Consider the following 23,615-nt stretch of genomic DNA (forward strand, 5'->3'; position numbering starts at 1 on the left):
GTAATTATTTGTTTTTAAGTTTTGATTGGGTGATGGCGGCCTTGATGAAGCGCACAAACAGCGGGTGCGGGTTCAACACGGTGCTCTTGAGTTCTGGGTGATATTGGGCGGCCACAAACCAAGGGTGGTTCTGCAGCTCAATGATCTCTACCAACCCGGTGTCTGGGTTAATACCTGAGGCAATCATGCCGGCTTCTTCAAACGGCTTCAGGTACTGGTTGTTGAATTCATACCGGTGGCGGTGGCGCTCAGAGATATGGGCCCGGCCATAGGCCTGGAAAGCCTTGGAGCCTTTTTTCAGGTCGCACTGGTACGCGCCCAGGCGCATGGTCCCGCCCTTCTGGGTCACGGTTTTCTGCTCCTCCATCATGTCAATAACAGGGTGGGGGGTGGCAGGGTTCATCTCGGTGGATGCGGCATCTTTCAAGCCCAGCACGTTGCGGGCAAATTCTACGGCCGCCGTCTGCATGCCCAGGCAAATCCCGAAGAACGGAATCTGGCTTTCGCGCACGTACTTGATGGCCTCCAGTTTGCCTTCAAACCCGCGTTCGCCAAAGCCAGGAGCCACTAACACGCCGTCCAGGCCCTGCAGGTGCATGTGCACGTTCTCTGCGGAGATGAATTCTGACTGGATGAATTTGAGGTGAACTTTACACTCATTGAATGCCCCCGCATGGATGAAGGATTCAATGATGGATTTATAGGCATCTGGCAGTTCCACGTATTTCCCTACCAGGGCAATGTGTACTTCTTCGGTGGGGTTTTTAAGACGGCCCAGGAATTCTTTCCAAGTGTCCAGGTTGATTTCCTGGCGGCTGGTCAGTTTCAGTTTCTTGATCACGCGCTCGTCCAGCTTTTCTTTTTTCATGAGCAGCGGCACGTCATAGATGGTCTCGGCGTCCAGTGACTCAATCACCGAATTAGTGGCCACGTTGCAGAACAAGGCTATTTTCTTGCGCATTTCCGCCGGAATGGCGTACTCAGACCGGCACACCAGGATGTCTGGCTGCACGCCCGCCTCTGATAAGGCCTTTACGGAATGTTGGGTGGGTTTGGTCTTCAGCTCGCCGGCGGCTTTCAGGTAAGGCAAAAGCGTCAGGTGAATCACCACGGTGTCATTGGGGTTCAGGTCCCAACGCAATTGGCGCACGGCTTCTATAAAGGGAAGTGACTCAATATCACCCACGCACCCGCCAATCTCGGTGATCACCACGTCAAACTCGCCGGTCTCGCCCAGCATAAGCATGCGGCGCTTAATCTCATCTGTGATGTGGGGAACCACCTGCACGGTCTTGCCCAAGTAGGCGCCCTGGCGCTCCTGGGTAATAACGTTGTGGTAGATACGGCCGGTGGTCACGTTGTTTGCCTGGGAGGTGGGGGTGTTCAGGAAACGCTCATAATGGCCTAAGTCCAGGTCCGTCTCGGCGCCATCTTCGGTGACATAGCATTCCCCGTGCTCATAGGGGTTGAGCGTGCCCGGGTCAATGTTAATGTAAGGATCAAATTTCTGGATGGTGACGGAGAAGCCCCTCGCTTGCAGAAGTTTAGCCAATGAAGCAGAGATAATGCCTTTCCCTAATGAGGAAGTCACGCCCCCTGTAACGAAGATGTATTTAGCAGAAGCCATAAGTAGTGTTTGTCTTATGGACTGCAAAGTTACTGTAAATTATTAGAAAGGGAGGGAAAATGTTTGGAAGGAATTACAGGTAAGGCCTTGTGCGGAAGCCAAGGCTGTTTTGGGGCCGTTTTCCGGAAAACGGCCCCAAAACAGCCTTGGCAGAGGAATCATTGGTGTAAACAAACAGGCTATTTCCTCACCTTACCTTTCAAGAAAGCTGGCCTGCAGGAGGAAATGCTACTGTTGCCCGTTGGAAAGGGACGAAAACACGATCAACCCTAATAACCCAACCCCCGTTCCTATGGCCACCTTTCCCAATTTCCGTTTATGGGCCTGGCTGCGGAAGCCTTTGTAGTAATAGGGATTTGATAACAACTGTGGATCAGGCCCATCATTAAGGGTGATCTTAGGAGGTACTGCCGCCACCACTAAGGCTGCCGGGAAGAATAAAAACCCGGAAATGGCCCCACCTGCTATTCCTTTATTGCTCTTATAATATTTTCGGGCATCCAGCCGGCCCAATTGCGCCATCTGCAAAGGATTGCGCTTTACTGGTTCTGGCGCGGCTTCCTCTACAGCCGGCTGCATGAGTTCTTTTTCTCCGTTGGCATACTTCACCATAAAGACATCCTTGTGGGGCAGCGTAAAAAGGCTGTCGGAGAACAGGTTGGGCTGTTTGAAGGTGATTTTGGTAGTGGAGATCTCCATAATTTTAGCGCTCACCTCATCGCCGGAGGTTTTGTAAATAATGTCCTGGGCAGAGAGGCTGAAAGACCCTAGCGCCAATAATAGAAAACAGGCAAGTAGTTTCATGTCTAAAGGGTTAGGCAGGTTACAGTTTTCTGGAATTGAAGCCAAAGAGCAGGCTGAAGCGCATGCCGCCGTTGCCGGGCACCACCGCAAAGTTCACTGGGAAATTCACGCCCTCTGACTGGAAATTGGTGCCTACCGCAAAGACCAAACCCGCGCCGGCAGGAGAGACGTTAGGGCCCACGCCAAACTCAAAGCCTTTAGAGCCGCGTAACCCAATGAGGGCGTTTAAGCTGGGCAAAAACTCGCCTTGTTCTAGGCCGCCAATAAGAGGCACAAATTCCACCAGGCCAGATAAGCCATTGCCGGTAGTGAAGATTCGGGTTTCAAATTGCCAGCCAAATTGGGTGATGAATGGGTTAACGTCAAATTCTTCCTTGGCCCTGTCGGCTACGCCGCCAGATAAAATGGTAAACCCTAACCGGGGCCCACCCAACTTTACCGCGGTTTGCAGGGCTATGCTTTCCTCGTCTGTTGCTACGCCCGGTCTGCCGCTGGCCTGGTAGGCAGGAGTGCTGGTAGCCGGAGCGTTGAAGGTTTCCTTAGTGCCGTTGGCATATTTGATCATGAACACGTCTTTTTTCAGGATAGAGATAGTGGGCCCGTCCTGGTAGTCAAAGCGCTTGTACTTGATTTCCTCTGGGGTAAGTTCCAGAATCTTGGCACTGATCTCGTCGCCGTTTCTTTTAATGATCAGGTCCTGGGCCAGGCTGATCTGCCATACCAGCATGCATGAAAATAGAAGTAGTAGTTTTTTCATCTCGGTTAATTTTTAGGGTTGTTTGAGTTTACTTTTATAAAGATAGAGTTGGGTTTTGGAGGAAACATATTAAATTAGATGAATGCTTACTTTTAAAAATGAATTATCTTGAAAGTATCTATTTGAAAACTAAATAGATACAGCTAATAAATATTACTTTTGAAAATGCTTCTTGTAAACCAAATGAGCGCCCAATCCTTCTGTTATGGATGATTTAAAAGTCACGATCAATACATTTTCTGCGGAGGACACCAAAGAGTTCACGTTATTCATCCAGCGGAACAAGAAAAAGAAGGACCGGAAGGATTTTGAGTTGTTTAAGCTGCTGCAGCAGAAACAGGAGCTTTCTGCGCAGAAGATCATGGAGAAGCTGTACCCGGGCGAACCCAACCCATCGGCTTACTATGCGTTGCGCAAACGCCTCATGCAGCACCTCACCGATTTCATAGTGCTCAAACAGATGGATGAAGACCCTACGGCTGGTTCCACCATCATGGGCCTGCTGTCCATGGCCCGCTACCTGTTTGAGGTGGGGGCCGAACGGTTGGCCTGGAACACCCTTAGAAAAGCCGAGCGGCTGGCCACGGAGAACGAGCAGTTCGGGCTTCTCAACGCCATCTTTAACCTGCAGATTGAACGCGCCGATAGCGAATTTGCCAGCGACCTGGACCAGATCATTCAAAAACGCAACCTGAACAAGGAGGCCACCGACGAAGAGGAGCGGGCCAATATTGCCAGCAGCCTGATCTACCGGCGCCTTAACCAGTCACGGGTGCAAGGCCGCAACCTGCAGTTTGACGCAGTAGTGCAAACCGTGTTGCAAGACTACGGCCTAACCCAGGCGGTAAGCCAACGACCCTCCCTTTTTTATAAACTGATGTCTATCACCAGAACCGCCGTTCTGGCCCGCCGAGACTTTTTCACTTTTGAGCCCTTTATTATTGAGAAGTACCAGGCCATGGCCGCCAGCCCGGGCTTTTCGCTGGCGCACCAGTTCTACAAGATCCAGTTGCTGTACATGATTGCGCACGTGCTTTACCGCAACCGAAAGTTCGACCAGTCCAATACCTATCTGGAAGAGTTAAACCAAACCCTGCAGGGGCCGGCCAGAAACTATTACACGGTTTTCTACCCCAAGTACCTGTTTCTGAAAACCGCCAATGACGCCTTCCTTAACAACCTGGCCCAGTCGGTGCGGCTGCTGGAGGATTTGCTGAAGCCCAACAGAATCACCTTGCCGCCCAAAGAGTTTCTCACCGTCCGCCTGGGGCTAAGCTTTCTGTATTTTGCCCAGGACGCCTATTCCAAAGCCAACAACTGCCTGCTGCAGATCAACCACTCAGATAAGTGGTGTGAACGGATCATGGGTCGGGAATGGGTCCTGAAAAAGAAAATGGGGGAGTTGATTATCCAGTATGAGATTGGCAACCTGGATCTGGCTCTGGACTGGGTGAAGGCGCTGGAACGCTCCTTTGAGGATTTGTTGTGCCAGGAAGTGTATAAAAATGCGCGCTCGTTTCTGCAGTTGATCAGTTTCCTGATTCTTCAGCCAAACATGGCCACCCGCAAGGATTTCTTCCTGCAAGTGGAAGACAGCCTGGACTTTGGCCCTGCAGAGCACGAAGACCTGCAGGCCATGAGTTTCTATGCCTGGCTTAAATCAAAAATGCTGGGCCGGAAATACTATGAGGTGCTGCTGGAACTGGCCAATGCGGCCTAAGGCGACTTTAGAAAGTATATTCTGTTTTGGGGCCGTTTTCTGAAAAACAGCCCCAAAACAGAAAAAGCCTAGGCTTTGTAATTTGCTATGGCCTGAATAATGGTCTGCACCATGTCCTCGGTGAGGTCCAGGTGAGTGACCAGCCTGATCTGCTGCGGTCCGAAGGCGCTAGCCAGAATGCCAAACCCCTCAAGATACTTTAGAAAATCAGAATCCTTCACCTGAGGGGCCAGCCGGAAGATGACAATGTTGGTTTCTACCGGCATCACGTCTTCCACGTAGCAGGCTTGGCCTAAGGCAGTGCCCAGTTGCGCGGCCCGGTCATGGTCCTCCTGCAGACGACTGATGTTGTTCTGGAGCGCGTACAGCCCAGCGGCGGCCAGATAGCCTGCCTGGCGCCAGCCACCTCCCAGCACCTTGCGCACGCGCTTGGCTTGTTCAATCAGGGGTTTAGTGCCCAACAGCAAAGACCCCACCGGGGCGCCCAGTCCTTTGGACAGGCAAACCGAGATGGTATCAAAGTAGCGTCCGTAGGCTTTGGCGTCATCGCCGGAGGCCACCAGGGCGTTGAATACCCGGGCGCCGTCCATGTGCAGGGCCAGGTTGTTTAGCTTGCACACCTCAGAAATGGCCGCAATTTCCTCAATGGTATAATAAGAGCCACCGCCCTTGTTGCAGGTGTTTTCCAGGGAAACCAGGCGGGTGATAGGGTAGTGGATGTTGTCTGGGTTGATGCCGGCCTCTACCTGCTGGGGCGTGATCTTACCCCGCTCGCCGTTTACCAAATGAACAGAGGCCGCCGAGTTAAACGCGATGCCGCCTACTTCATACAAGTAAATATGGCTGGTGCGTTCACAAATTACCTCGGTGAGCGGTTGAGTGTGAAGCTTAATGGCAATCTGGTTGGTCATGGTTCCGGAAGGGCAGAAGAGGCCCGCCTCCATCCCGAAGAGAGACGCCCCGTAAGCCTGTAACTCATTGACCATGGGGTCTTCACCGTACACGTCATCACCCACCGGGGCTTGGAACATGGCCTCTAACATGGCGGGCGTAGGTTTGGTAACCGTATCGCTTCTAAGATCTATGAAAGGTTTCATGTGTTTTTTTTAAGCTGAAATATTGAGAATGTAAAAGTAATAACTTACTTTTGCGATTCAATTTTAAATATTGACCGATGGCAGTTACTAGATTAAAAAGAAAAGACCGCAAGAATAAAGCAAGACAAAACAACAAGCAGCGCGTTATTAAGCAATTGTTGTCTACTCCGGTTATTAAGAACGTAGATATTGAGGAGCTGAAGGCTCGCTTTACTACTACTGCTCCAGCCGCTACGAGCGCTGCGACAGCCGCTGAGTAATTCTGCGTTTTTCGTTCGCCTACTGCCTTTCGGCAAACTGTACGCGATTACTCCTATTACAACATAGTTGAAAGTGTAGCCAGAACTGGTTACACTTTTTTTATGCCCTTTTGCCTAGCTCAATGGCCTGCAGGTGCTGCACTTTGCCTTCGTTTACCTCAAACCGCAGCATGGTGCGCATGGCATGGAAGCCGTGCTTTCCGGCCGCGCCGGGGTTGAGGTGCAGCAAGTTGCCGTGTTTGGGGTCTTGCATCACCTTCAAAATGTGGGAGTGGCCGCAGATGAATAGGCCCGGCGGGTTCTCTTTGATCATTTCGCGTACCTCTGGCGCGTATTTGCCGGGGTAGCCGCCAATATGGGTCATGAGCACGTCCAGGCCTTCAACCGTAAACCGCAGGTTCTTGGGGTGAAGCGCCCGCACGTCTGGCCCATCAATATTCCCGTACACGCCCCGTAGCGGCGCTACCTCGGCCAGCCGCTCAGAAACGGCTGCCACGCCAAAATCTCCGGCATGCCAGATCTCATCACACCCTTTCAAGTGCGCCAGAATACGGTCATCCAGGTAACTATGGGTATCAGAGAGCAGGCCTATTTTCATAATGAGTGATTGAGAGATTGTATGATTGAGTGAATGAAAAAAAAACAGAGTAAAGCAAATTACGGATTAGATACGTTTTTGGCCCGTTTTCTGAAAAATAGCCCCAAAACGATCTGTCTCTCCCCCCCATTCTCTCAATCATTCAATCACTCATTAAATCACTCATTAAATCACTTTCCCCACGTCTCTGGTGACTGGCGCCATTCTTCCAGGGTAGCAATGGCGTCTTTAGAGATATAGCCTTGTTGGGCGGCGGTCTCCAGGAGGGCGTTGTAGTGGCTCAGGCAGACGGTAGGGATGTTGGCAGCGGCAAAGTTGGCATCGGCTTGGCCGAAGCCGTAGGTGAAGATGGCGGCCATGCCAATGACCTCTCCGCCGGCTTCCTGCACGGCCTTGGCGGCCTTTAAAGAGGAGCCTCCGGTAGAGACCAGGTCTTCAATGAGGACAATGCGTTGGCCTTTTTCCAACTTTCCTTCAATTTGATTTCCCATTCCATGGCTTTTTGGTTCAGGACGTACGTATAAATACGGCAAGTCTAAAAGGTCTGCCACCAGGGCACCCTGGGCAATGCCGGCGGTGGCCACGCCGGCAATGGCTTGTACTCCCCCAAAATGCTCTTGAACGACCTGGGCCAGGGCTTTTTTAATAAACGTACGGATATGCGGATAAGAGAGCGTGACGCGGTTATCGCAGTAAATAGGGGAGTTCCAGCCGGAGCTCCAACGGAAAGGTTGCTCCGGACGAAGCCGAACGGCCTGGGACTCCAGGAGGTAAGCCGCTATCTGCGCGGCGGTTTCTGTGTGTGGCATGGGCGAAAATACGCAAATTGTCCGTATCTTTTCGCAGTGGGAGCACCTTGTACCATCTGAAAATTCTTTCTTATTTTGTATCTGTTTACGCTTCCTACATTAGCGCCTACTTCATGAATGTCTTTATCAACGACATCCCACTGATTATTAAAAAAAGCAGTGAAAAGATCTTTAAGCACAAATATGATTTGGTGCTCGGTAAAGATGAACAATTTACCTCTAAGGATTTGGTGGGCGATGTGCTCTTCAAAGACGTAGACTCCGTCCTGATTGACCGTTTGGCGCGCCTCATGGAAGTGAAAAAGCTAAAGAAGCTGGAATCACTTACCCTGGTCACTGATAAAAAGAAGAAGCTCATTGAGCACCTCAAAGATCAGTTCAAGATCATTAAAGCCGCGGGCGGACTGGTCATCAAAGACGGGAAAATCCTGATGATCTACCGGTTGGGCATGTGGGATCTTCCCAAGGGCAAAATCAAGAAAACGGAGGAAACCAGCCTGGCCGCCATCCGCGAGGTGGAGGAGGAGTGCAACATAAAGGTGGCGATCACCGGCGAGTTGCCCAACACCTGGCACTCGTATGCCTACAAAGGCAACAAGATCCTGAAGAAAACCAACTGGTATACCATGCAGTGCCTGGATGACTCTTTGATGAAGCCCCAGGCCGAGGAGTTTATTGAGGAAGTGCGGTTCATGACCCCAGACGAAGTACTGGAAGTGCTACCCGAGTCCTATGCCTCCATTCAGTTTGTTATCCGGGATTATTTGAAGGCAGTGAAGAAAGGTGGAAAGGGATAAAATCCTGCACGTTGCCCCCAAAGCGGTGAATCTCCCTTATAATTGAGGAGTTGATGGCCGCCAGGCTGGGTGAGGTGATCAGGAAAACCGTTTCCAGATCTGGGTTCACGTGCCGGTTGGCCTGCGCAATGGTATTCTCGTACTCAAAGTCGGTGGTGTTTCTGAGGCCCCTGAGCAGGAACCGGGCGCCCACTTCCTTGGCAAAATCGGCGGTTAGGCCTTTGTAGGCCTGCACCCACACCTTGGGGTTGTCTTTGAATACGTCTTCAATAATCTCCACCATTTCGGGCACGGCAAAATAGCGGTTCTTGCTGCTGTTGTTGCCAATGGAGATGATGATGTTGTCAAAGAGTTCGCAGCCCCGCTGCACTACATCATAATGGCCGTTGGTGAAAGGGTCAAAGGAGCCAGGGAAAAGAGCAATGCGCTTCATGGGGTAGGTAGCCAATTTTTTCTGGTTAGGAATATGGCTGTGAAGATGCTGAAAAATTTCTGTTCCTGAATTGCCTTACCTCTAATAAAACCCATAAATCCTGTTTCAGGGGTGTTTTCCGGAAAACACCCCTGAAACAGGATTTTCATTTTTTGGTAGATAACTTAGGAGGATAAGTGCGAAGGATCAAAAATCTGAACCCCGCCTGAGGAATAAGTTTACAGTGATATGAAGGTTAGGCTTGGCCTGAGGCTTACCTGAAATTTATAGCCTGGGTAGTTGCGTTTTGGGGCTGTTTTCGGCAAATCAAGCTGGAAACGTCTTTTCAAAAGATCTGGTTTCTAATACCTACTAACATTAAAGGAATTACCTTTTAATGCGTGGGCGCCATTTCCTTCGGTTCATTCACGGGTGCTACCAGCCTGAAGCCGTTGCCGTGCACGTTCACAATCTCCACGCGCGGGTCTCCCTTCAGGTACTTCCGGAGTTTGGTGACAAAGACATCCATGCTGCGGGCGGTAAAGTAGTTGTCTTCCTTCCAGATTTTGCTCAAAGCCGCCTCCCTGGGGAGCACGTCATTAAGGTACTGGCAGAGCATAAGCAGCAGCTCAGATTCCTTGGGCGATAGTTTCTGGTCCTGGTCACCCAGGGTGATATGGCGGGTCTTGGGGTTGAACACGTAATTGCCCAGGTGGTATTCCGGGGCCTCTGGTTTGTCTGCGGTGGTTTGGGCGGCCTTACGGTGCAAGATGGCCTTCAGCTTGTATAGCAGAATCTCTGAGTCAAAGGGTTTGGTGATATAGTCATCGGCGCCAATCCGGTATCCTTCCAGCATGTCGGCCTTCATGGCTTTGGCGGTAAGGAAAATAACGGGCATGTCAGGATCTATTTTCTTGATATCCGCCGCCAGTGAAAACCCGTCCTTAAGCGGCATCATCACGTCCAGGATACAGACATCAAACGGCGCTTTCTGGAACATCTTCAGGCCTTGCACGCCATCAGTACACAGCGTTACGTCATAGTCATGTAGTTCAAGATAGTCTTTTAAAACCATCCCGAAATTTGGGTCGTCTTCTACCAGTAGAAGGCGCGTATTGGATTGTGAACTCATGGTTTTAATTTGTTACAAGGTGAGGTTTAAGCGGTTGTGTTGTGTTGGTCATGGAAGCCACAGCGTGAACTTGCTGCCTTTGCCAAGCTCACTGCGGAGGTGAATTGTGCCGGAGTGGGCTTCTACCATGGTTTTGACATAGCTTAAACCTAACCCGAAGCCCTTTACATTGTGAATGTTGCCGGTAGGTACCCGGTAAAATTTCTCAAACACCTTTTTCTGCGCCTCTCTGGACATTCCAGTTCCCTGGTCTTCCACGGAAATGTGCAGGCCTTTGGGGGTGGCAGCGGTTTGAATAGTGATTTGGGGGGCGTGGGGGGAGTATTTGTTGGCGTTATCTAAGAGGTTTCCTATCATGTTGACCAGATGCGATGGGTCTGCGTAAACCATTGGGTTTTCCGCGTCCAGCTTTAGGTCCAGCTGACCCTGGCGTTGTTCAATATGTAACTGGAACGGTTCTACCGCTTTCTCAATCAGCTGATGCACATCTACGTGCTCCATGGCCAGTTGCAGTGTCTGGCGCTCCAACTGGGCTGTTTGCAGCACTTTCTCCACCTGCTGGTGCATGCGCTTGTTTTCATCCTTGATAATGCGGGCGTAATAGTTGACCCGCGCTTCATCTGCCCGCACCTTGGGGTTCACTAATGCGTCAAGGGCCAATGAAATAGTGGCAATAGGCGTCTTGAACTCATGGGTCATATTGTTGATGAAGTCGTTCTTGATCTCCGAGATTTTTTTCTGCCGGATGATGGTGTAGAGCGTAACGGAGAAGGTGAGCAGGATGATAAGGGTAAACAGCAAGGACATGGCAGAAGGCAGCCAAAGGCTTTGCCAGACATAAAGCTCCCGGCCCGGGAAGTTCACCACCAGGTAACTGGGCGCCGTCATGATATCATTGGGGAAGAGGCGCACAGCGTACTCATTTTGCTGCAGTTTGGCATGGGGCAGGGTAGGCCCCCCGGAAGCAGTCAGGATAAAATTCTTGCTGTTTGCTTCTTTGGGTGTCTGTAACGTGAAGTGATACCGCAGGCAAATGTCCCGGTCCAGCAGTTCCGCTTTCAGCATCTCCTGCATCTGCAACTGTTGCAGACGCTCGGTCAGGGGTTTTTCTTTCCGTACATATTCCACGGCCATCTGTTGCATGACCTGGTTCAGGTGCTGGGCCTTGGCGGCGGCTTTCTGGTGCCGCTCACTTTCGGCCTGATGGGTCTTAACTAACGGAGAGGGCGGGGCAGGAGGCGCAGGTGGGGTGGTCGGTACTGTGGTTGCTAAAAACCGTTCGGGGGCAGAAGGGCTCAACACAACGGTACGCCCGGAGGCGCCGGGATAGTAGCGGACTACGTTGCCGGAAGAGCCTGAGTCACTGGAAAACGTGATGGCATGCCGCGGAATTCGGCGCAACACAGAATCGGTGATTACCTCCACGGCCTTCCCTTTTATGGTAAACCTCTTCATGGATGGGGGGCTCGCCAACCGGACCACCTCATAGTGTCTTCGTACCAGGGAATCTGTGAGCAGGGATTGGGCCCATGTAGAATCCACGTTGGCTCTTTTAAATAACCGGGCATGCGCTTTCCTTGCCGCAGAATCTGCCTGTCTGGCCTGCGAAGCCAATACTTTCCAGATCACTACGGAATCCATGGACCCCTTCCCAAACACTTCTACTGCTTCTTTACCGGAAGCCGAAGCCTGGACTGCCGAGGCCCATTCCTGCCGGTTTCTGCCTCTATGGGCCCTTTCTTCCGGGGCTGTTTTAAAGCTGACCCTTGCGGAAGGGGCCACCGTGATTTGTTCCGGATGGACTACAATACGGTAAGGCTCCTGGGGCTGGGACTCTTTTAGATTAGTTCGTTGCTCCTGCTTTTTCTTACTGACGCGCCTCTTTTTCGCCACTAGATTGGAGGCACCAGGCTGAGTGACCATTGGCGGGGGGGTAGAAAGGGCAGCGGCCCTTAATTGCGGGGCTTCCTCTTTCAGGAATTGCATGGCTTCCTGTCTCTCCAGCTTTCGGGCCACTTGGTGCAGCGCATCCTGTACATTCCGGTCAAAGACCTGCTCCTCCATTTTCACCGCATGATGGATCCAATAGGCCTGGAAGCCTATCAACCCCACCAAGGATATGCTCATAAGGGCAATGACCAAAAACAGCGTTTTCTTTCTCATCTTAACAAAGATAAATGCTTCAGGTAGCAGAATCTTTACTTTAACTTTTCATTAACAAACATTAACCAAGCCTTAACCCTAGTTGATCTTTATACCCAGTAATATTGTGTCTGTCACTTTGTTTATTGGCTAAGTTAAATTAATTATGGGAAAAAACCTATACAAAATCAATAAAGTTCCACTATTCGCCTTTTTTAGTGCACTAGCTCTGTCTTTCCAAGTTCAGGCTCAAACCCCCGGGGCAAGCGCCCAGCCAAGCTCCCGGCAGGCCAAGGTAAAGATTATCAAGGCAGAGAACGGACAGCACGTAGTCCTTGACACCACCTTCACCCTGGCCGACGGCCAATCCATAGAAGAGGTGGTCAAGAAGTTGCAGGAAAGTAACCCCCATCTTAAAGGGCTAGGCTTCAAAACCCTCAAAGGCCAAAAGCTCCAATTCGGAAAGGAGGCGGAAATCTTTGGGCTTCCCGGCCAACTTTCAGTGGATTCTCTAAGGACCATGGTTTTCAGGGCCAAAGGGGCTGACTCTCTTTTCTTCCGCAAGGAAGGTGTGCAGAAATTTAAGGCAATCACTATCACCGGCGAGCAAATAAAGCAGTTGGAGGGGCACGGTGAGATGGGGCCAGGTAAAACCATTACCATTTACAGGACGCTATCAGGAGACTCCTTGCGAAAGCACCAAATCTTCAGGGTAGACAGCGCTTTTAGCCTCAGGTCAGATTCCATTCTCTTGAAACATGCCATCAGGGTAGAAAAAGACGGTGACGCGGGAGAGGTTAAGGTCTTCAGGTTGCCTAAGAGCGGAGAGGGAACCCTAGTACAGGAGAGCGATTTTGAGGTGATCAAGAGGGAAGGAGGGCTTCATGAACAAATCATTATCCTTAGAAAACCCGCCGCGGGATCTAAAGAAAAGAAAAAGAAGTCCCTTAAAGCTGAAAGCAAGAGCCATAAAAAAGCTGCGGAGTCTATCTCTAGCCTGGGGGTGCAATTCTACCCGAACCCCACCAGTGGCGTAGTTAATCTGAGCTTTACGGCCCAGAAAAAAACCAAGGCCTTGCTTCGGGTGGTGGATAGTTACGGCAAAACCAAATTTGAGGAAGATTTGGGCATGGTGCAGGGGAGTTACTCAAAGCAGCTGAACCTGAGCGCCTATGGCAAAGGCGTTTACGTGGTGCAGGTAGTTGTGGGCGGCAAGGCGCAATCTGGTAAAGTAGTGGTGCAGTAGACTCCATTTAGTAGATTTGGGAAGGGCCTGAAAAGATAATTTTCAGGCCCTTTGCCGTTTCCCTAGTATCTTCCCCTTGCGCTCTTTTCGTAAATCATTCTATGCAAACCTTTTTACGCCCCGGCTTACGTGTTTATTGGCTTCCTCTACTAGCTTTGATATTGCTGGGCAGTAGTTGGAACCAAGTGTTGGCGCAGGCCCCCACCAAGGACGAGCACCCTTGCGCCGTCACTAGAACCGCTTCTACCTCCTTGCTGTTGGCAGACGGGATTACCTCACTGGGGCACCGGGACCTGATGCGGCAGTATGACATGCACTGGTACAAACTGGACCTGCAGCTGGAGCGGAATTCCACAGACGTTAGCGGTTCAGTTACCTTATACGCCTCAGTGGTGGCTACCTCTATGACGGAGTTTGCCTTTGAACTGCACCCCAACTTCACCATTGAGCAGGTAACCCTTGACGGTACCCCTTGCACCGTTAGGCGCTCAGGGAGTGAAGTGATAGCCGTACTTCCGGTTGCCAAAAGCCGGCAGAAGAAAGTAAGAATGCAGGTCCGGTACGCTGGGCGCGCTCCCTCAGGGGCCAGCGCGGCCATTGGTAATGGGTTCAATACCGGCCTTACCCCGTACGGCCCCTTCTCTTGGAGTTTAAGCGAGCCCTTTGCGGCGTCTGAGTGGTTCCCCTGCAAGCAATTGCTATATGACAAGGCTGATTCAGTAGAGGTGTGGGTCACCACAGATGTTTTAAACAAGGTAGGCTCCAACGGGCTCTTGCAACGGGTTACGCCCATGCCTAACCAGAAGCACCGGTATGAATGGAAGTCTAATTACCCCATTGCCTATTACCTGATCTCCGTGGCGCTGGGGCAGTATGAGGAATATTCGTTCCCGGTTACCTTACCGGGGGCTCCCCAGCCTATGCTGGTGCAGAACTACATCTATCCACAGACACTTCCTTCGGTCAAGGCAGATATTGATATAACCGCTTCCTTTCTGCAGATTTTCTCTGAGCACTTTGGGCTTTATCCGTTTTACAAAGAAAAATACGGCCATAGCATGGCGCCCATTGGCGGCGGAATGGAACACCAGACCATGACCACCCAATCTAGTTTTGGGTTTACCCTTACTGCCCATGAATTGGCGCACCAATGGTGGGGAGGCGAAGTCACCTGCGCCGATTGGAGTCATATCTGGCTCAATGAAGGATTCGCGTCTTACAGTGAGTACCTGGCTTTGGAGAAATTGCGGCCGTTAGATAAAAGAGGATGGCTCACTACGGCGCGTAGCAGTGCTGCCAGCCAGGAAACCGGTATGGTCTTCGTTAAGGATAGTACCTCCGTTCCCCGTATTTTCAACTCGGCCTTGACTTATAGAAAAGGAGCTATGGTGCTGCATATGTTGCGCCATGCCGTAGGGAGTGACGCCCTTTTCTTTAAGATCCTGCAGGCCTATAGAAAGGAGTACCAGCATAAAGTAGCCACTACCCGCGACTTTCAAAAAGTAGTGGAACGGGAAACCGGCAAACCTTACAAATACTTTTTTGACCAATGGGTGTATGGGGAGGGAGTCCCTGTTTTAAATGTGGCCTATGCCCAGCGCGGAGACAGCTTATATATCAGAAGCAACCAAACCGGGACCAGTCCGGTTACCCCGTTCTTCAAAACCGAAGTAGAAATGAAAATCACCACCACTGTGAAAGATACTCTGGTGTTGGTGCAACAAAATAAGCCGCTGGAAGATTATGCCTTCAAGGTGCCTGGCACGGTGACCTATGTAGAAATAGACCCTAGCGCTTGGTTGTTGTACACAGGGTTTTCCAACGCGAAGGAAGATGTCTCCATTGTGCCCATAGGACGTGAGCCGTCGGGGATTTATCCCAACCCCACCTCAGGTATGATTAATTTAATGGGGTGGCGAAATCCCAGTCAGGTGACCATCTTAGATATGCTGGGGAAAACAGTCAAGGTGTTAAGACCAGAAGGACGTTCCTTTTCAGTAGCAGATCTACGCGCTGGCGTCTATTTATTGAAAGCTGAATATGGGGCGGAACTGATTACTTATAGGTTTGTGAAGCTTTGATGGGATATATTTTAGAAAATTAGTAGATTTATCCTAAACAAAATCTTATTTTATGAGTTTAAAGCTTGCAAGTCACTTAGGATCTTGCAGCCGTTTTGAGCCTCTTTTCTTCAAAACACCCTTAAAACAGGTTTTAAAGGTGCACTGATTCTAAAACTTGACAGCATTTTACTTCAACGCTTATTGAGAAACCCTATTATCCTTAAAACTATGTCTGTTACTACAGAAGCAACTGTTGACCTTGATATAAAACACCGCCTGTTAAATGAATGCCTGCGCCAGCAAACCGACTTTGTAGAAAATGCCCGGCAAGCCATGGAGGAGGCTCAGGCCAGCGCCAATGAAAGCCAGGGAGCCATTGAAGACAAGTTTGAGTCATTTAGAGAGGCCTGCCATATCCAGCGCGATATGTTTGCCAAGCAATTAGATGAGGCCATTGGTAAACTGGGAATTCTAAAGCGTATTGTCCGCAACAAGGTGAACGAAGATATTTCCCTGGGCTCTATTGTGAAAACAGACGCCCAGAACTACTTCATCTCCGTTAGCCTGGGGGAAATTGAGGTAGACGGCAGTAAGTACTTCGCTATTTCTCCGGCCTCGCCGGTGTTCCAGGCCATGGCTGGTAAAACCAAAGGCGATTCCTTTACCTTTAGAGACAAGAAAATAAAGGTACTGGACCTGTTCTAGCAGCAAACCGTTTCTTTCTTTGGAAAGAAGCCCGGTTGAAAACTATATAAAAAGAAAAGGGGCTTCTGCTGAAGCCCCTTTTCTTTTATAAGAAGGATGTAGTTTATTTCACGCGGGTCCAGATCTGGGACCGGCCAATAAGCGAGATGCCAATGTAGCCTTTCACTTCCAGTTTGTCATTGCCTACCAACTTCATATAAGAAGAATAGGTTTTACCGGTCTTAGGGTCATAAATGGTACCATCGTCCCATTTGTTCGGCTCATCTGGCGCAAAGTTCTTTAAGAATACCAGGCCCATTACCGGGCGTTTCTGCAGTTTAGGATCTGGGTTAAACTGGTCTACCTTGGGCTTACCGTCTCTGTCTGGTTCTTTCAGCCAGATGATTTTTCCGCACAGTTTATCGCCGCACTGGTAGATTTCAAACCGGGCTTCCTTTTCCTCGTTGGTCCAGGTGCCAATAGGAGATTTTTTCTGAGCCCAACCCAACGTGGAGAGGCAAAGGAAGAGGGTTAATACAAGGAGTTTTCTCATGCTGGTGGTTGTTTGAAAGTAGTTAGTTTGTTTGTAATTTAAATATAAGCAAATAGTAATCCAAAAAAAGCCAAACCCAGAAGTTTCTCGTTTAAATAGGAAATGGGCAACCCCTTACAATTGAAAAAGAATGCGGAAAGTACTATTAACCGGCCAAGGGATATACTACGCTTTCACGGGCATCTGGCCGCTGCTGCACATGCCCAGTTTTTTGGCGGTGACGGGCCCCAAGAAAGAAGTCTGGCTGGTGGTAACGGTAGGCCTTCTGGTACTGGCCATTGGGGCGGCCCTGTTAACGGCGGCCTTGCACAAAAGGGCGGAAAGAAGCCCGGAGGTGTTGGGCTTCTTTAGCGCCGTGGGCTTAGGGGCCATTGATGTGCGTTATGCCCTCAACGACGTCATTCTGGATGTGTACCTCTTAGATGCCGCGGTGGAGTTTCTAATGGCCCTGGCCTGGGTGTGGGTTTTCTTTAAAACCGACCGAAGTATCTACCGCTGGCCATAAAAAAAATCATAAAACCTTTTGAACTATCCTTCCGTCTTTTATCTTTATCAAACGGAAGCGAGTGCTCCGGGCCCTTCTCCTCCGCCATAAGTTATTTGGCAAACGGGTAGTCGGGTTTATGTCGGACTTAAAGAAAGGAGGTAAAAGTGTCTAATCCCAGTAAAAATGTATTAAGCCTAGCTCATGTGTCAACCGTTAACCGTGTTGAAGCTTGCTAACTAGACTTTGTCTACTGGCGAATCCGGCATGAGGTAGCCCATGCGACTGAGGGGCAGTTCTCTTTCGTGTCGCTTGATACCATTTCAAAGGATTCCGTACCCGGCTACTGCAGTGGCCGGGTATTTTTCTGCCCTTTTTTTTCCGAAGACCTAAAGCAGCTTTCCAGATGGAGGATGTTGGATAAGCCTTCCTTCTACTAAGTCAAGAAAACCGCCCCGCCCGTTTTGGGCCTGATTTTCTGAAAACAGGCCCAAAACGGGCGGGGCGGTTTACTGGCTAATTGGCCCAGGCTAGGTCTCCCTTACCCCCAGTTCAAGGCTTTCTTCTATTTGATCACCCGGCGCACATCCAGGAAACGTTTCTGGTAAAGGGTACCCTCTACCTCGCTTACCTTTACGCCACCGTTTGAGGAGGAGTGCACAAACTTCACGGCCTTGGGCGGGTTGGTGATGACAATGCCCACGTGGCCTGGCGTGCGGTCTTCCAGGTTGGTGCCCGTGAAAATGAGCAGGTCGCCTTTTCTGGCCTGTTGCAGGGGCACGCTTTCGCCAATCTTAGACTGTAGGGTAGAGCCATGCGGCAGGTCCATCCTGAATCTGCTATACACGTAGGTGATAAAGCCTGAGCAGTCAAACCCTTCCTCGGTTGCGCCGCCATACACATATTCGGTACCAAAACGTTGCAGCGCGAAGGCCACCAAACTGTCAGAGGTGTTGGTGTAATTTCCTTCCAGTACATCCAGGTCAGGGGCGCCTTTGCCGTTGGCTGAAATGCTAGCGGCGGCGGTGTCATTATGGAAAGCTTTGTCGCGGCCGTCCTGGCTGGTTCTTTTCACGGCGGGGCCCAAGGGGTCATCCTCCCCAAAAAAGGCTTTATAGACGAGTATCAACAAGAGCAGGGCCCCAAAAATGATCCAAATTTTCTTCATGGTACTTCTTTCTTAGGCATACGTTCAACCTACGGCCCGTGGTTGCTAAAAGGGGCTAAATCCTTGGATTCACCCCTTTTTAGCCGTATTATTCGGTTTTAATTTCTGTAATCCTACCTTCCCTATGCAAAAAATAATCCATTCCTGGGCGTTCGCTATCTTAATGCTCCTGGTGGTTTCCTCCTCCGCCATGGCTGCGCCCGCCATCACGTACCGCCTTTCTATGCCTGAGCCGCATACCCACTATTTTGAGGTAGAGATGCGCCTGGCTGGTTTCAAAGGCAAGAACCTGGACCTGACCATGCCCGTTTGGGCGCCGGGCTCTTACTTGATCAGGGAATTCCCTAAAAACGTGGAGGCCTTTGAAGCCCAGGCCGGCGGCAAAAAAGTGACTTCCTCCAAAATAGACAAGAACACCTGGCGCGTGGCCTCCGGCGGAAAGGACGTGACTGTCACCTACAAGGTATATGCCTATGAACTGACCGTGCGCACCAGCTTTATAGACGCCAGCCACGGCTACCTGAACGGCACCAGCGTGTTCATGTACCCCGAAGGCCACAAAGAACTTCCTTCTACCTTAACCGTGGTTCCGTTCAAAGGTTGGAGCAGGGTTTCCACGGGTTTGCCGTTGGTGGCTGGCCAGCCTTTCACGTACCGCGCTGAGAACTATGATGTCCTGGCCGATTCGCCTATTGAGATTGGCAACCAGGAGATCCTCACCTTTGAAAGCAACGGGGTAAAGCATGATGTGGCCATGTACGGCGACGCCAACTATGACCCCAAGCGCCTGACCGCCGATATGAAGCGGGTGACCGAGGAAGCCGCCAAAGTTTTTGGCGAGTTGCCGGTAAAGTATTACCTGTTCATTGTCCATAACCTGGCCGCCGGCGGGGGCGGTCTTGAGCACCTGAACTCCACCACTCTGGGGGCCACTCGGACCGCCTACGGCACCGAGCGCGGCTATACCGGTTTTCTGAACCTGGTGGCCCATGAGTATTTCCACCTCTGGAACGTGAAGCGCCTGCGGCCTAAGAACCTGGGTCCTTTTGACTACAACCAGGAGAACTATTCCAACATGCTGTGGGTGTCTGAGGGCTTCACGTCTTACTACGCAGACCTGATCACCCGTCGCGCCGGCATAGTCTCTGAGCGGGAACACCTGGATAAGATTGCCAGCGGCATTACCAGTGTGGAAAACACCCCTGGTAACAAAGTGGTGTCTGCCGCGGAGTCCAGCTTCAATACCTGGATAAAGCAATACCGCCCAGATGAGAACTCCTACAACACCCACCTGTCTTACTACAGCAAAGGCGCGGTTCTGGGCATGCTCCTGGACCTGGAGATCCTGAAAGCCACCAACGGTACCAAAACCCTGGATGATGCCATGAAGGCCCTGTATGACCAGTATTATAAAAAACTGGACCGCGGCTACACTGACCAGGAGTTCCAGAAAGGCATTGAGAAATTCACGGGCCGTTCCATGGATGATTTCTTCAGGAAATACGTGTATGGCTATGAGACCCCGGACTACAACGCGTACCTGGCTACCGTGGGCATCACCCTTACAGACGTGAACAAAAACCAGAACGTGCCTTTGCTGGGGGCGGCCATCTCCACTACCACTGGTAAGCCCGTGGTGACCATTGTTACCCGTAACGGAAGCGCCTGGCAGGCCGGCCTGAACGTGAACGATGAGATCATTGCCATGAATGGCTACCGCGTCTCAGATGACATTAACAAATCCATACCGGCTTATGAAGTTGGGGATGTGGTTGAGCTGGTGATCAGCAGAGGAGGCCAGGTGATGGTCATTCCGGTAAAATTGCTGAAAGACCAGACCCTGAAATACCGCGCAGAGAAAGTGGCCTCGCCTACAGAAGCCCAGAAGAAAGCCTACGAAAAGTGGATCTCCAGCAAATAACGTTTTGAGCCTGTTTTCCTGAAAACACCCCTAAAACAGCTTATCAAACAAAAAGACCTCCTGAACAGGAGGCCTTTTTGTTTTTGCGGGATGAGGGAGGTATCCTTGTTTAAAGACCAGCAGGCTGGATAGAAACGGGCTGTGCCCTTTCGTTTTAAATGGGGGAAACCGTGGTGCGTTTTGAGGCTATTTTTCGTAAAACAGCCTCAAAATGGCTCAGTTTTCCTTTAACTAAAATAAAAAGAGATACTTCCGGAGAAGTGCCAGAAGTATCTCTGAATTAATAGGTTAAAACAAGTCTACACTATTCGTTTCATCTCTAGCTGGCGGGCGGGTTTAATGATGAGCGGTACCTTTTCTATTTTCACGGAGCTGGTATCCAGGCCGAACCATTTGCCTTCTGAGGTGGTGAATTCCTTGATGTAGAAGTAAGACTTCATGATGGTGTTCTCCCAGAAAGGCAGGTCGTTCTCGTAGCTTAGGAATTTCTCCAGCACCACAAACCGGAAGTCACCGATCACGTTCTGCTTGCTCAGGGAGCTATAGCGGCTAGTGATGTCCACTTCGCCATTCTGCACCAGGTCTTCCACTACTTTCCGGAAAAAAAGGTTGATGCGCTGTTCCACCCTGAATCCTAACCTAAAGTCAATACGCACCACATCCCGCTCGGCCAGCACGTTCACCTTGTACTCCATAGTGTAAGGCTCATCCATGGTATTCACGTGAATAAACCAGTAGATATCGGCTCGCTTAGGCCTTTTCTGGAAGATGGAGTAGATGATCTTTGACTCTATCTCAGAAGTGCGCTCGGCACTGGTCATGAACACCAAGTGGGTGGTGTATTTCGGGATGGACTCGTCTTCGCTCAGTTCGCGCAGGGCCGGCACATATTCCTTGATGGGTACGTATTCTGTCAGGCGTTTCTTAATGTAATAAGCCTTGAGCCAGATGTACATCACCGAGATCAGCAGCGTACCAATCACTAGGGTTACCCAACCCCCGTGCGGGAATTTGATGAGGTTGGCCGCCAGAAAAGAACCCTCAATGGCCAGATACACGGCCAGGAAAAGCCCAATCCAGATTTTGGCCACCCGTTTGGTGAGCAGGTAATAGCTGAGCAGGGTGGTGGTCATTAACATGGTCACCGTAATGGCCAGGCCGTAGGCGGCTTCCATGTTAGCCGACTCTTTGAAGTAGAGCACCACGCCCACGCAACCCAGTAGGAGCAGCCGGTTAATGCTGGGCACGTAGATCTGGCCCTTCACGTTGGTAGGGTAGATCAGGCGTACCTTCGGCCACATGTTCAGCCTGATGGCCTCGCCAATTAAGGTGAAGGAACCAGTGATGAGGGCCTGGCTGGCTATAACGGCGGCAATGGTGGCAATGGCAATCCCGAATATGAGGAACCAGTCAGGCATGATTCCATAGAAAGGGTTGGTGGTGTCCAGGGAGGTCAGGTTTTTGCCCTCATACTGCATCAGCCAGGCGCCCTGCCCAAAGTAGTTCAGCAATAGGCAGCTCTTCACAAAAGCCCAGCTGATCCTGATGTTGCCTTTGCCGCAGTGCCCCAGGTCTGAATACAGGGCCTCGGCCCCGGTGGTGCACAGGAAAACGGCGCCCAACAGCCAGAAGCCGCCCGGGTAGTTCACCAGCAGGTCATAGGCGAAGTAAGGGTTTAGGGACTTCAAGATCTCGGGGTGCTCCATTACGGAGAGGATGCCCAGAAAGGCCAGCATGCTAAACCAGATCAACATGACCGGTCCAAAGGCCTTGCCCACAATTTGGGTCCCGAAGCTCTGCATCAGGAAAATAAGCGCCAGAATGCCTATGACAATGGGCACCGTGGGAATTTCTGGATAGATGATCTTGAGCCCTTCAATGGCTGAGGAAACCGAAATGGGGGGCGTGATGATACCGTCGGCCAGCAAGGCGCTTCCACCCACCATGGCCGGAATGGTCAACCACTTGGCATGCCGGCGCACCAAGGCAAAAAGCGAGAAGATGCCGCCCTCGCCCTTGTTATCGGCCCGCAGGGTTAGGATCACATACTTGATGGTGGTTTGCAGGGTAAGCGTCCAGACTACGCAGGAAATTCCGCCGTATACAAGAGTAGCGTTAATGGGGGTGGCCCCAATGATCGCCTTCATTACATACAGAGGAGAAGTGCCTATATCACCGTAAATGATGCCAAGGGCAATAAGTAAACCGGCTCCCGAGATGCGGTGAGCATGGCTGGTGTTGTTCATTTTGAAAAATAAAAAGATTCTACCCGCCAGGGTCAACCAGTTTTTCTGTGTAAAGGCTCCAAAGGAACCCACTTATTCAGGAAAACCGAAGCCTGTAGGCGAAGCGTCAAAAATACAAGGTATATGTTTGATTATAGATATAGGAAGTAACCTTTTTTAAGGACTCGGCTTTTTCATAAACCAATACCAAGATTCAGGTATTTACTCATGTTTTTGGAAAGGATTTTTTATAAGTTTTCTTTTTTAGGCCTTTATTATCACTAGTACTAAGTATTGGTTATGGCGCACAGAAACAGTAATTTAGATGCCTTGATGTGATGAAAACTTAACTAGCTTGTTATATAAATTTTAGTATATTTGACAAGTGATTTAACAGCGATATGAGCTCTTCTGAGAATGATTTCTGTAAAGTGTCTTTAGACAATTCAAGGCAGGTGGCTACCTTGTTTTGGAAAAGAGAGGTAAAACTCCTTGAGTTTCAGGACGGGTGCCGACAGCTGGCTTCTTTGTTCATCAACCACAACATAAGCCGGTGTTTGATTGAATCTACTAACAGGGGTAGCTTGTCTATGGAAGCCGAGGATTGGCTAAACACGCTACGCTCCAGTGTGGCCCTGCAGGCCAACCATCTGCAGGTAGCCCTGGTCATGTCTGATGAGCGGTACCAAAACCTGATCTATGATTACTCTTTAAGCCACACGCAGCCGCTGGACTTGCCTATCCATTTCAATTATTTTACCTGCATTGAGGATGCCATGGACTGGCTCCTACATGAACAGCCTTCCCAGGCAACGGCGTAACCACCTCTTTTAACTTTCCTTTTTATTCCTTTCCTGCTTTCAGAAACCCGTTTAAAAGCTTAATTATCATTAATAAGCGCGAGCCTCATTGGCGATATCGTCCGCTGGTGTCTGCACGCAAGTTTGGTTTTGGCTTTAACCTCTTTTCCTTCTTTTCAATCTTTTCCTTCTCTCTGTCATCCTGTAAGGATCTCGGTAGCGACCGGTAAAGACATGGATAACACGCTACTGCTCTTCGCCCACAAGGTCCTTTCAGGATGACAAAAGAAAATTAAGGAGCCTTTGAGGACAAAAG

Annotated in this window: 21 protein-coding genes; 9 read left to right on the forward strand and 12 right to left on the reverse strand. The window is 50.4% G+C overall.

Annotation, left to right across the window (positions count from 1 at the left end):
- Positions 1-4: 4 nt before the first annotated feature.
- The 3 genes from TH63_RS06135 to TH63_RS06145 all read right to left on the reverse strand — a co-directional run bounded on the left by TH63_RS06135 (position 5) and on the right by TH63_RS06145 (position 3,188).
- Positions 5-1,627, reverse strand: coding sequence for a CTP synthase (locus TH63_RS06135; RefSeq protein WP_048920178.1), 1,623 nt, complete (start codon positions 1,625-1,627; stop codon positions 5-7).
- Between the two features lie 228 nt (positions 1,628-1,855).
- Complete coding sequence (locus tag TH63_RS06140) at positions 1,856-2,431, reverse strand: hypothetical protein (protein WP_156180433.1); 576 nt, start codon at positions 2,429-2,431, stop codon at positions 1,856-1,858.
- 19 nt (positions 2,432-2,450) lie between these two features.
- Complete coding sequence (locus TH63_RS06145; RefSeq protein ID WP_048920180.1) at positions 2,451-3,188, reverse strand: hypothetical protein; 738 nt, start codon at positions 3,186-3,188, stop codon at positions 2,451-2,453.
- A gap of 205 nt (positions 3,189-3,393) precedes the next feature.
- On the opposite strand from TH63_RS06145, the gene TH63_RS06150 reads away from it, so the two are divergent.
- Positions 3,394-4,908 (forward strand): MltG/YceG/YrrL family protein, encoded by a 1,515-nt coding sequence (locus TH63_RS06150; RefSeq protein ID WP_048920181.1) that lies wholly within the window; start codon positions 3,394-3,396, stop codon positions 4,906-4,908.
- 68 nt (positions 4,909-4,976) lie between these two features.
- Here the strand turns inward: TH63_RS06150 and TH63_RS06155 are convergent, their stop codons facing one another.
- On the reverse strand, positions 4,977-6,005 hold the full coding sequence (locus TH63_RS06155; protein ID WP_048920182.1) for a threonine aldolase family protein: 1,029 nt from the start codon (positions 6,003-6,005) through the stop codon (positions 4,977-4,979).
- A 77-nt stretch (positions 6,006-6,082) separates the two neighbouring features.
- Between TH63_RS06155 and TH63_RS06160 the strand changes: the two genes are divergently transcribed.
- Positions 6,083-6,265, forward strand: coding sequence for a hypothetical protein (locus TH63_RS06160; RefSeq protein ID WP_048920183.1), 183 nt, complete (start codon positions 6,083-6,085; stop codon positions 6,263-6,265).
- Between the two features lie 100 nt (positions 6,266-6,365).
- On the opposite strand, the gene TH63_RS06165 is transcribed toward TH63_RS06160, so the two are convergent.
- Both TH63_RS06165 and pyrE read right to left on the reverse strand, forming a co-directional pair.
- The gene (locus tag TH63_RS06165) at positions 6,366-6,863 is read right to left on the reverse strand and encodes a metallophosphoesterase family protein (RefSeq protein ID WP_197088643.1); all 498 of its coding nucleotides are present in this window, start codon (positions 6,861-6,863) and stop codon (positions 6,366-6,368) included.
- 170 nt (positions 6,864-7,033) lie between these two features.
- The gene (pyrE, locus tag TH63_RS06170) at positions 7,034-7,672 is read right to left on the reverse strand and encodes an orotate phosphoribosyltransferase (protein WP_048920185.1); all 639 of its coding nucleotides are present in this window, start codon (positions 7,670-7,672) and stop codon (positions 7,034-7,036) included.
- A 113-nt stretch (positions 7,673-7,785) separates the two neighbouring features.
- Between pyrE and TH63_RS06175 the strand changes: the two genes are divergently transcribed.
- Positions 7,786-8,469 carry an NUDIX hydrolase gene (locus TH63_RS06175; protein ID WP_048922620.1) on the forward strand — a complete coding sequence of 228 codons (684 nt, stop codon included), beginning with the start codon at positions 7,786-7,788 and terminating at the stop codon, positions 8,467-8,469.
- Here TH63_RS06175 and coaD read toward each other — a convergent pair.
- From coaD to TH63_RS19780, 3 genes are all read right to left on the reverse strand, one after another.
- A complete protein-coding gene (gene coaD / locus TH63_RS06180) occupies positions 8,423-8,902 on the reverse strand; it encodes a pantetheine-phosphate adenylyltransferase (RefSeq protein ID WP_048920186.1) in 480 nt (159 codons plus the stop codon). The genes TH63_RS06175 and coaD overlap by 47 nt on opposite strands.
- Before the next feature lie 373 nt (positions 8,903-9,275).
- Positions 9,276-10,013, reverse strand: a complete 738-nt coding sequence (locus TH63_RS06185) for a response regulator transcription factor (protein ID WP_048920187.1) — start codon at positions 10,011-10,013, stop codon at positions 9,276-9,278.
- Positions 10,014-10,061: 48 nt separating this feature from the next.
- The gene (locus TH63_RS19780) at positions 10,062-12,176 is read right to left on the reverse strand and encodes a sensor histidine kinase (protein ID WP_053093744.1); all 2,115 of its coding nucleotides are present in this window, start codon (positions 12,174-12,176) and stop codon (positions 10,062-10,064) included.
- A gap of 145 nt (positions 12,177-12,321) precedes the next feature.
- On the opposite strand from TH63_RS19780, the gene TH63_RS06195 reads away from it, so the two are divergent.
- The 3 genes from TH63_RS06195 (at position 12,322) to TH63_RS06205 (ending at position 16,169) form a co-directional block, all read left to right on the forward strand.
- A complete protein-coding gene (locus tag TH63_RS06195) occupies positions 12,322-13,401 on the forward strand; it encodes a T9SS type A sorting domain-containing protein (protein ID WP_048920188.1) in 1,080 nt (359 codons plus the stop codon).
- Positions 13,402-13,502: 101 nt separating this feature from the next.
- Positions 13,503-15,482, forward strand: a complete 1,980-nt coding sequence (locus TH63_RS06200) for a M1 family aminopeptidase (RefSeq protein ID WP_082161572.1) — start codon at positions 13,503-13,505, stop codon at positions 15,480-15,482.
- Between the two features lie 210 nt (positions 15,483-15,692).
- Positions 15,693-16,169 carry a hypothetical protein gene (locus TH63_RS06205; RefSeq protein WP_048920190.1) on the forward strand — a complete coding sequence of 159 codons (477 nt, stop codon included), beginning with the start codon at positions 15,693-15,695 and terminating at the stop codon, positions 16,167-16,169.
- Positions 16,170-16,272: 103 nt separating this feature from the next.
- Here TH63_RS06205 and TH63_RS06210 read toward each other — a convergent pair whose 3' ends face one another.
- Positions 16,273-16,701, reverse strand: a complete 429-nt coding sequence (locus tag TH63_RS06210; protein ID WP_048920191.1) for a DUF2147 domain-containing protein — start codon at positions 16,699-16,701, stop codon at positions 16,273-16,275.
- Positions 16,702-16,831: 130 nt separating this feature from the next.
- Between TH63_RS06210 and TH63_RS06215 the strand changes: the two genes are divergently transcribed.
- Positions 16,832-17,206 (forward strand): hypothetical protein, encoded by a 375-nt coding sequence (locus TH63_RS06215; RefSeq protein ID WP_048920192.1) that lies wholly within the window; start codon positions 16,832-16,834, stop codon positions 17,204-17,206.
- Positions 17,207-17,750: 544 nt separating this feature from the next.
- On the opposite strand, the gene TH63_RS06220 is transcribed toward TH63_RS06215, so the two are convergent.
- Complete coding sequence (locus TH63_RS06220; protein ID WP_048920193.1) at positions 17,751-18,353, reverse strand: C40 family peptidase; 603 nt, start codon at positions 18,351-18,353, stop codon at positions 17,751-17,753.
- Between the two features lie 124 nt (positions 18,354-18,477).
- Between TH63_RS06220 and TH63_RS06225 the strand changes: the two genes are divergently transcribed.
- The gene (locus TH63_RS06225) at positions 18,478-20,274 is read left to right on the forward strand and encodes a M61 family metallopeptidase (RefSeq protein ID WP_082161573.1); all 1,797 of its coding nucleotides are present in this window, start codon (positions 18,478-18,480) and stop codon (positions 20,272-20,274) included.
- A gap of 299 nt (positions 20,275-20,573) precedes the next feature.
- Here TH63_RS06225 and TH63_RS06230 read toward each other — a convergent pair whose 3' ends face one another.
- Positions 20,574-22,520, reverse strand: coding sequence for a KUP/HAK/KT family potassium transporter (locus tag TH63_RS06230; protein WP_048922623.1), 1,947 nt, complete (start codon positions 22,518-22,520; stop codon positions 20,574-20,576).
- A 380-nt stretch (positions 22,521-22,900) separates the two neighbouring features.
- On the opposite strand from TH63_RS06230, the gene TH63_RS06235 reads away from it, so the two are divergent.
- The gene (locus TH63_RS06235) at positions 22,901-23,320 is read left to right on the forward strand and encodes a hypothetical protein (RefSeq protein WP_048920194.1); all 420 of its coding nucleotides are present in this window, start codon (positions 22,901-22,903) and stop codon (positions 23,318-23,320) included.
- The last annotated feature ends 295 nt before the right edge of the window (positions 23,321-23,615 follow it).

The sequence above is a fragment of the Rufibacter radiotolerans genome, assembly GCF_001078055.1.
GTDB lineage: Bacteria > Bacteroidota > Bacteroidia > Cytophagales > Hymenobacteraceae > Nibribacter > Nibribacter radiotolerans.

Coding starts and splice junctions, on each gene's coding strand:
- coaD (WP_048920186.1), bottom strand. CDS start 8,902: ATGAAGCGCATTGCTCTTTTCCCTGGCTCCTTTGACCCTTTCACCAAC.
- TH63_RS06220 (WP_048920193.1), bottom strand. CDS start 18,353: ATGAAGAAAATTTGGATCATTTTTGGGGCCCTGCTCTTGTTGATACTC.
- TH63_RS06175 (WP_048922620.1), top strand. CDS start 7,786: ATGAATGTCTTTATCAACGACATCCCACTGATTATTAAAAAAAGCAGT.
- pyrE (WP_048920185.1), bottom strand. CDS start 7,672: ATGCCACACACAGAAACCGCCGCGCAGATAGCGGCTTACCTCCTGGAG.
- TH63_RS06235 (WP_048920194.1), top strand. CDS start 22,901: ATGAGCTCTTCTGAGAATGATTTCTGTAAAGTGTCTTTAGACAATTCA.
- TH63_RS19780 (WP_053093744.1), bottom strand. CDS start 12,176: ATGAGAAAGAAAACGCTGTTTTTGGTCATTGCCCTTATGAGCATATCC.
- TH63_RS06210 (WP_048920191.1), bottom strand. CDS start 16,701: ATGAGAAAACTCCTTGTATTAACCCTCTTCCTTTGCCTCTCCACGTTG.
- TH63_RS06205 (WP_048920190.1), top strand. CDS start 15,693: ATGTCTGTTACTACAGAAGCAACTGTTGACCTTGATATAAAACACCGC.
- TH63_RS06145 (WP_048920180.1), bottom strand. CDS start 3,188: ATGAAAAAACTACTACTTCTATTTTCATGCATGCTGGTATGGCAGATC.
- TH63_RS06230 (WP_048922623.1), bottom strand. CDS start 22,520: ATGAACAACACCAGCCATGCTCACCGCATCTCGGGAGCCGGTTTACTT.
- TH63_RS06225 (WP_082161573.1), top strand. CDS start 18,478: ATGCAAAAAATAATCCATTCCTGGGCGTTCGCTATCTTAATGCTCCTG.
- TH63_RS06165 (WP_197088643.1), bottom strand. CDS start 6,863: ATGAAAATAGGCCTGCTCTCTGATACCCATAGTTACCTGGATGACCGT.
- TH63_RS06215 (WP_048920192.1), top strand. CDS start 16,832: ATGCGGAAAGTACTATTAACCGGCCAAGGGATATACTACGCTTTCACG.
- TH63_RS06140 (WP_156180433.1), bottom strand. CDS start 2,431: ATGAAACTACTTGCCTGTTTTCTATTATTGGCGCTAGGGTCTTTCAGC.
- TH63_RS06200 (WP_082161572.1), top strand. CDS start 13,503: ATGCAAACCTTTTTACGCCCCGGCTTACGTGTTTATTGGCTTCCTCTA.
- TH63_RS06185 (WP_048920187.1), bottom strand. CDS start 10,013: ATGAGTTCACAATCCAATACGCGCCTTCTACTGGTAGAAGACGACCCA.
- TH63_RS06160 (WP_048920183.1), top strand. CDS start 6,083: ATGGCAGTTACTAGATTAAAAAGAAAAGACCGCAAGAATAAAGCAAGA.
- TH63_RS06195 (WP_048920188.1), top strand. CDS start 12,322: ATGGGAAAAAACCTATACAAAATCAATAAAGTTCCACTATTCGCCTTT.
- TH63_RS06150 (WP_048920181.1), top strand. CDS start 3,394: ATGGATGATTTAAAAGTCACGATCAATACATTTTCTGCGGAGGACACC.
- TH63_RS06135 (WP_048920178.1), bottom strand. CDS start 1,627: ATGGCTTCTGCTAAATACATCTTCGTTACAGGGGGCGTGACTTCCTCA.
- TH63_RS06155 (WP_048920182.1), bottom strand. CDS start 6,005: ATGAAACCTTTCATAGATCTTAGAAGCGATACGGTTACCAAACCTACG.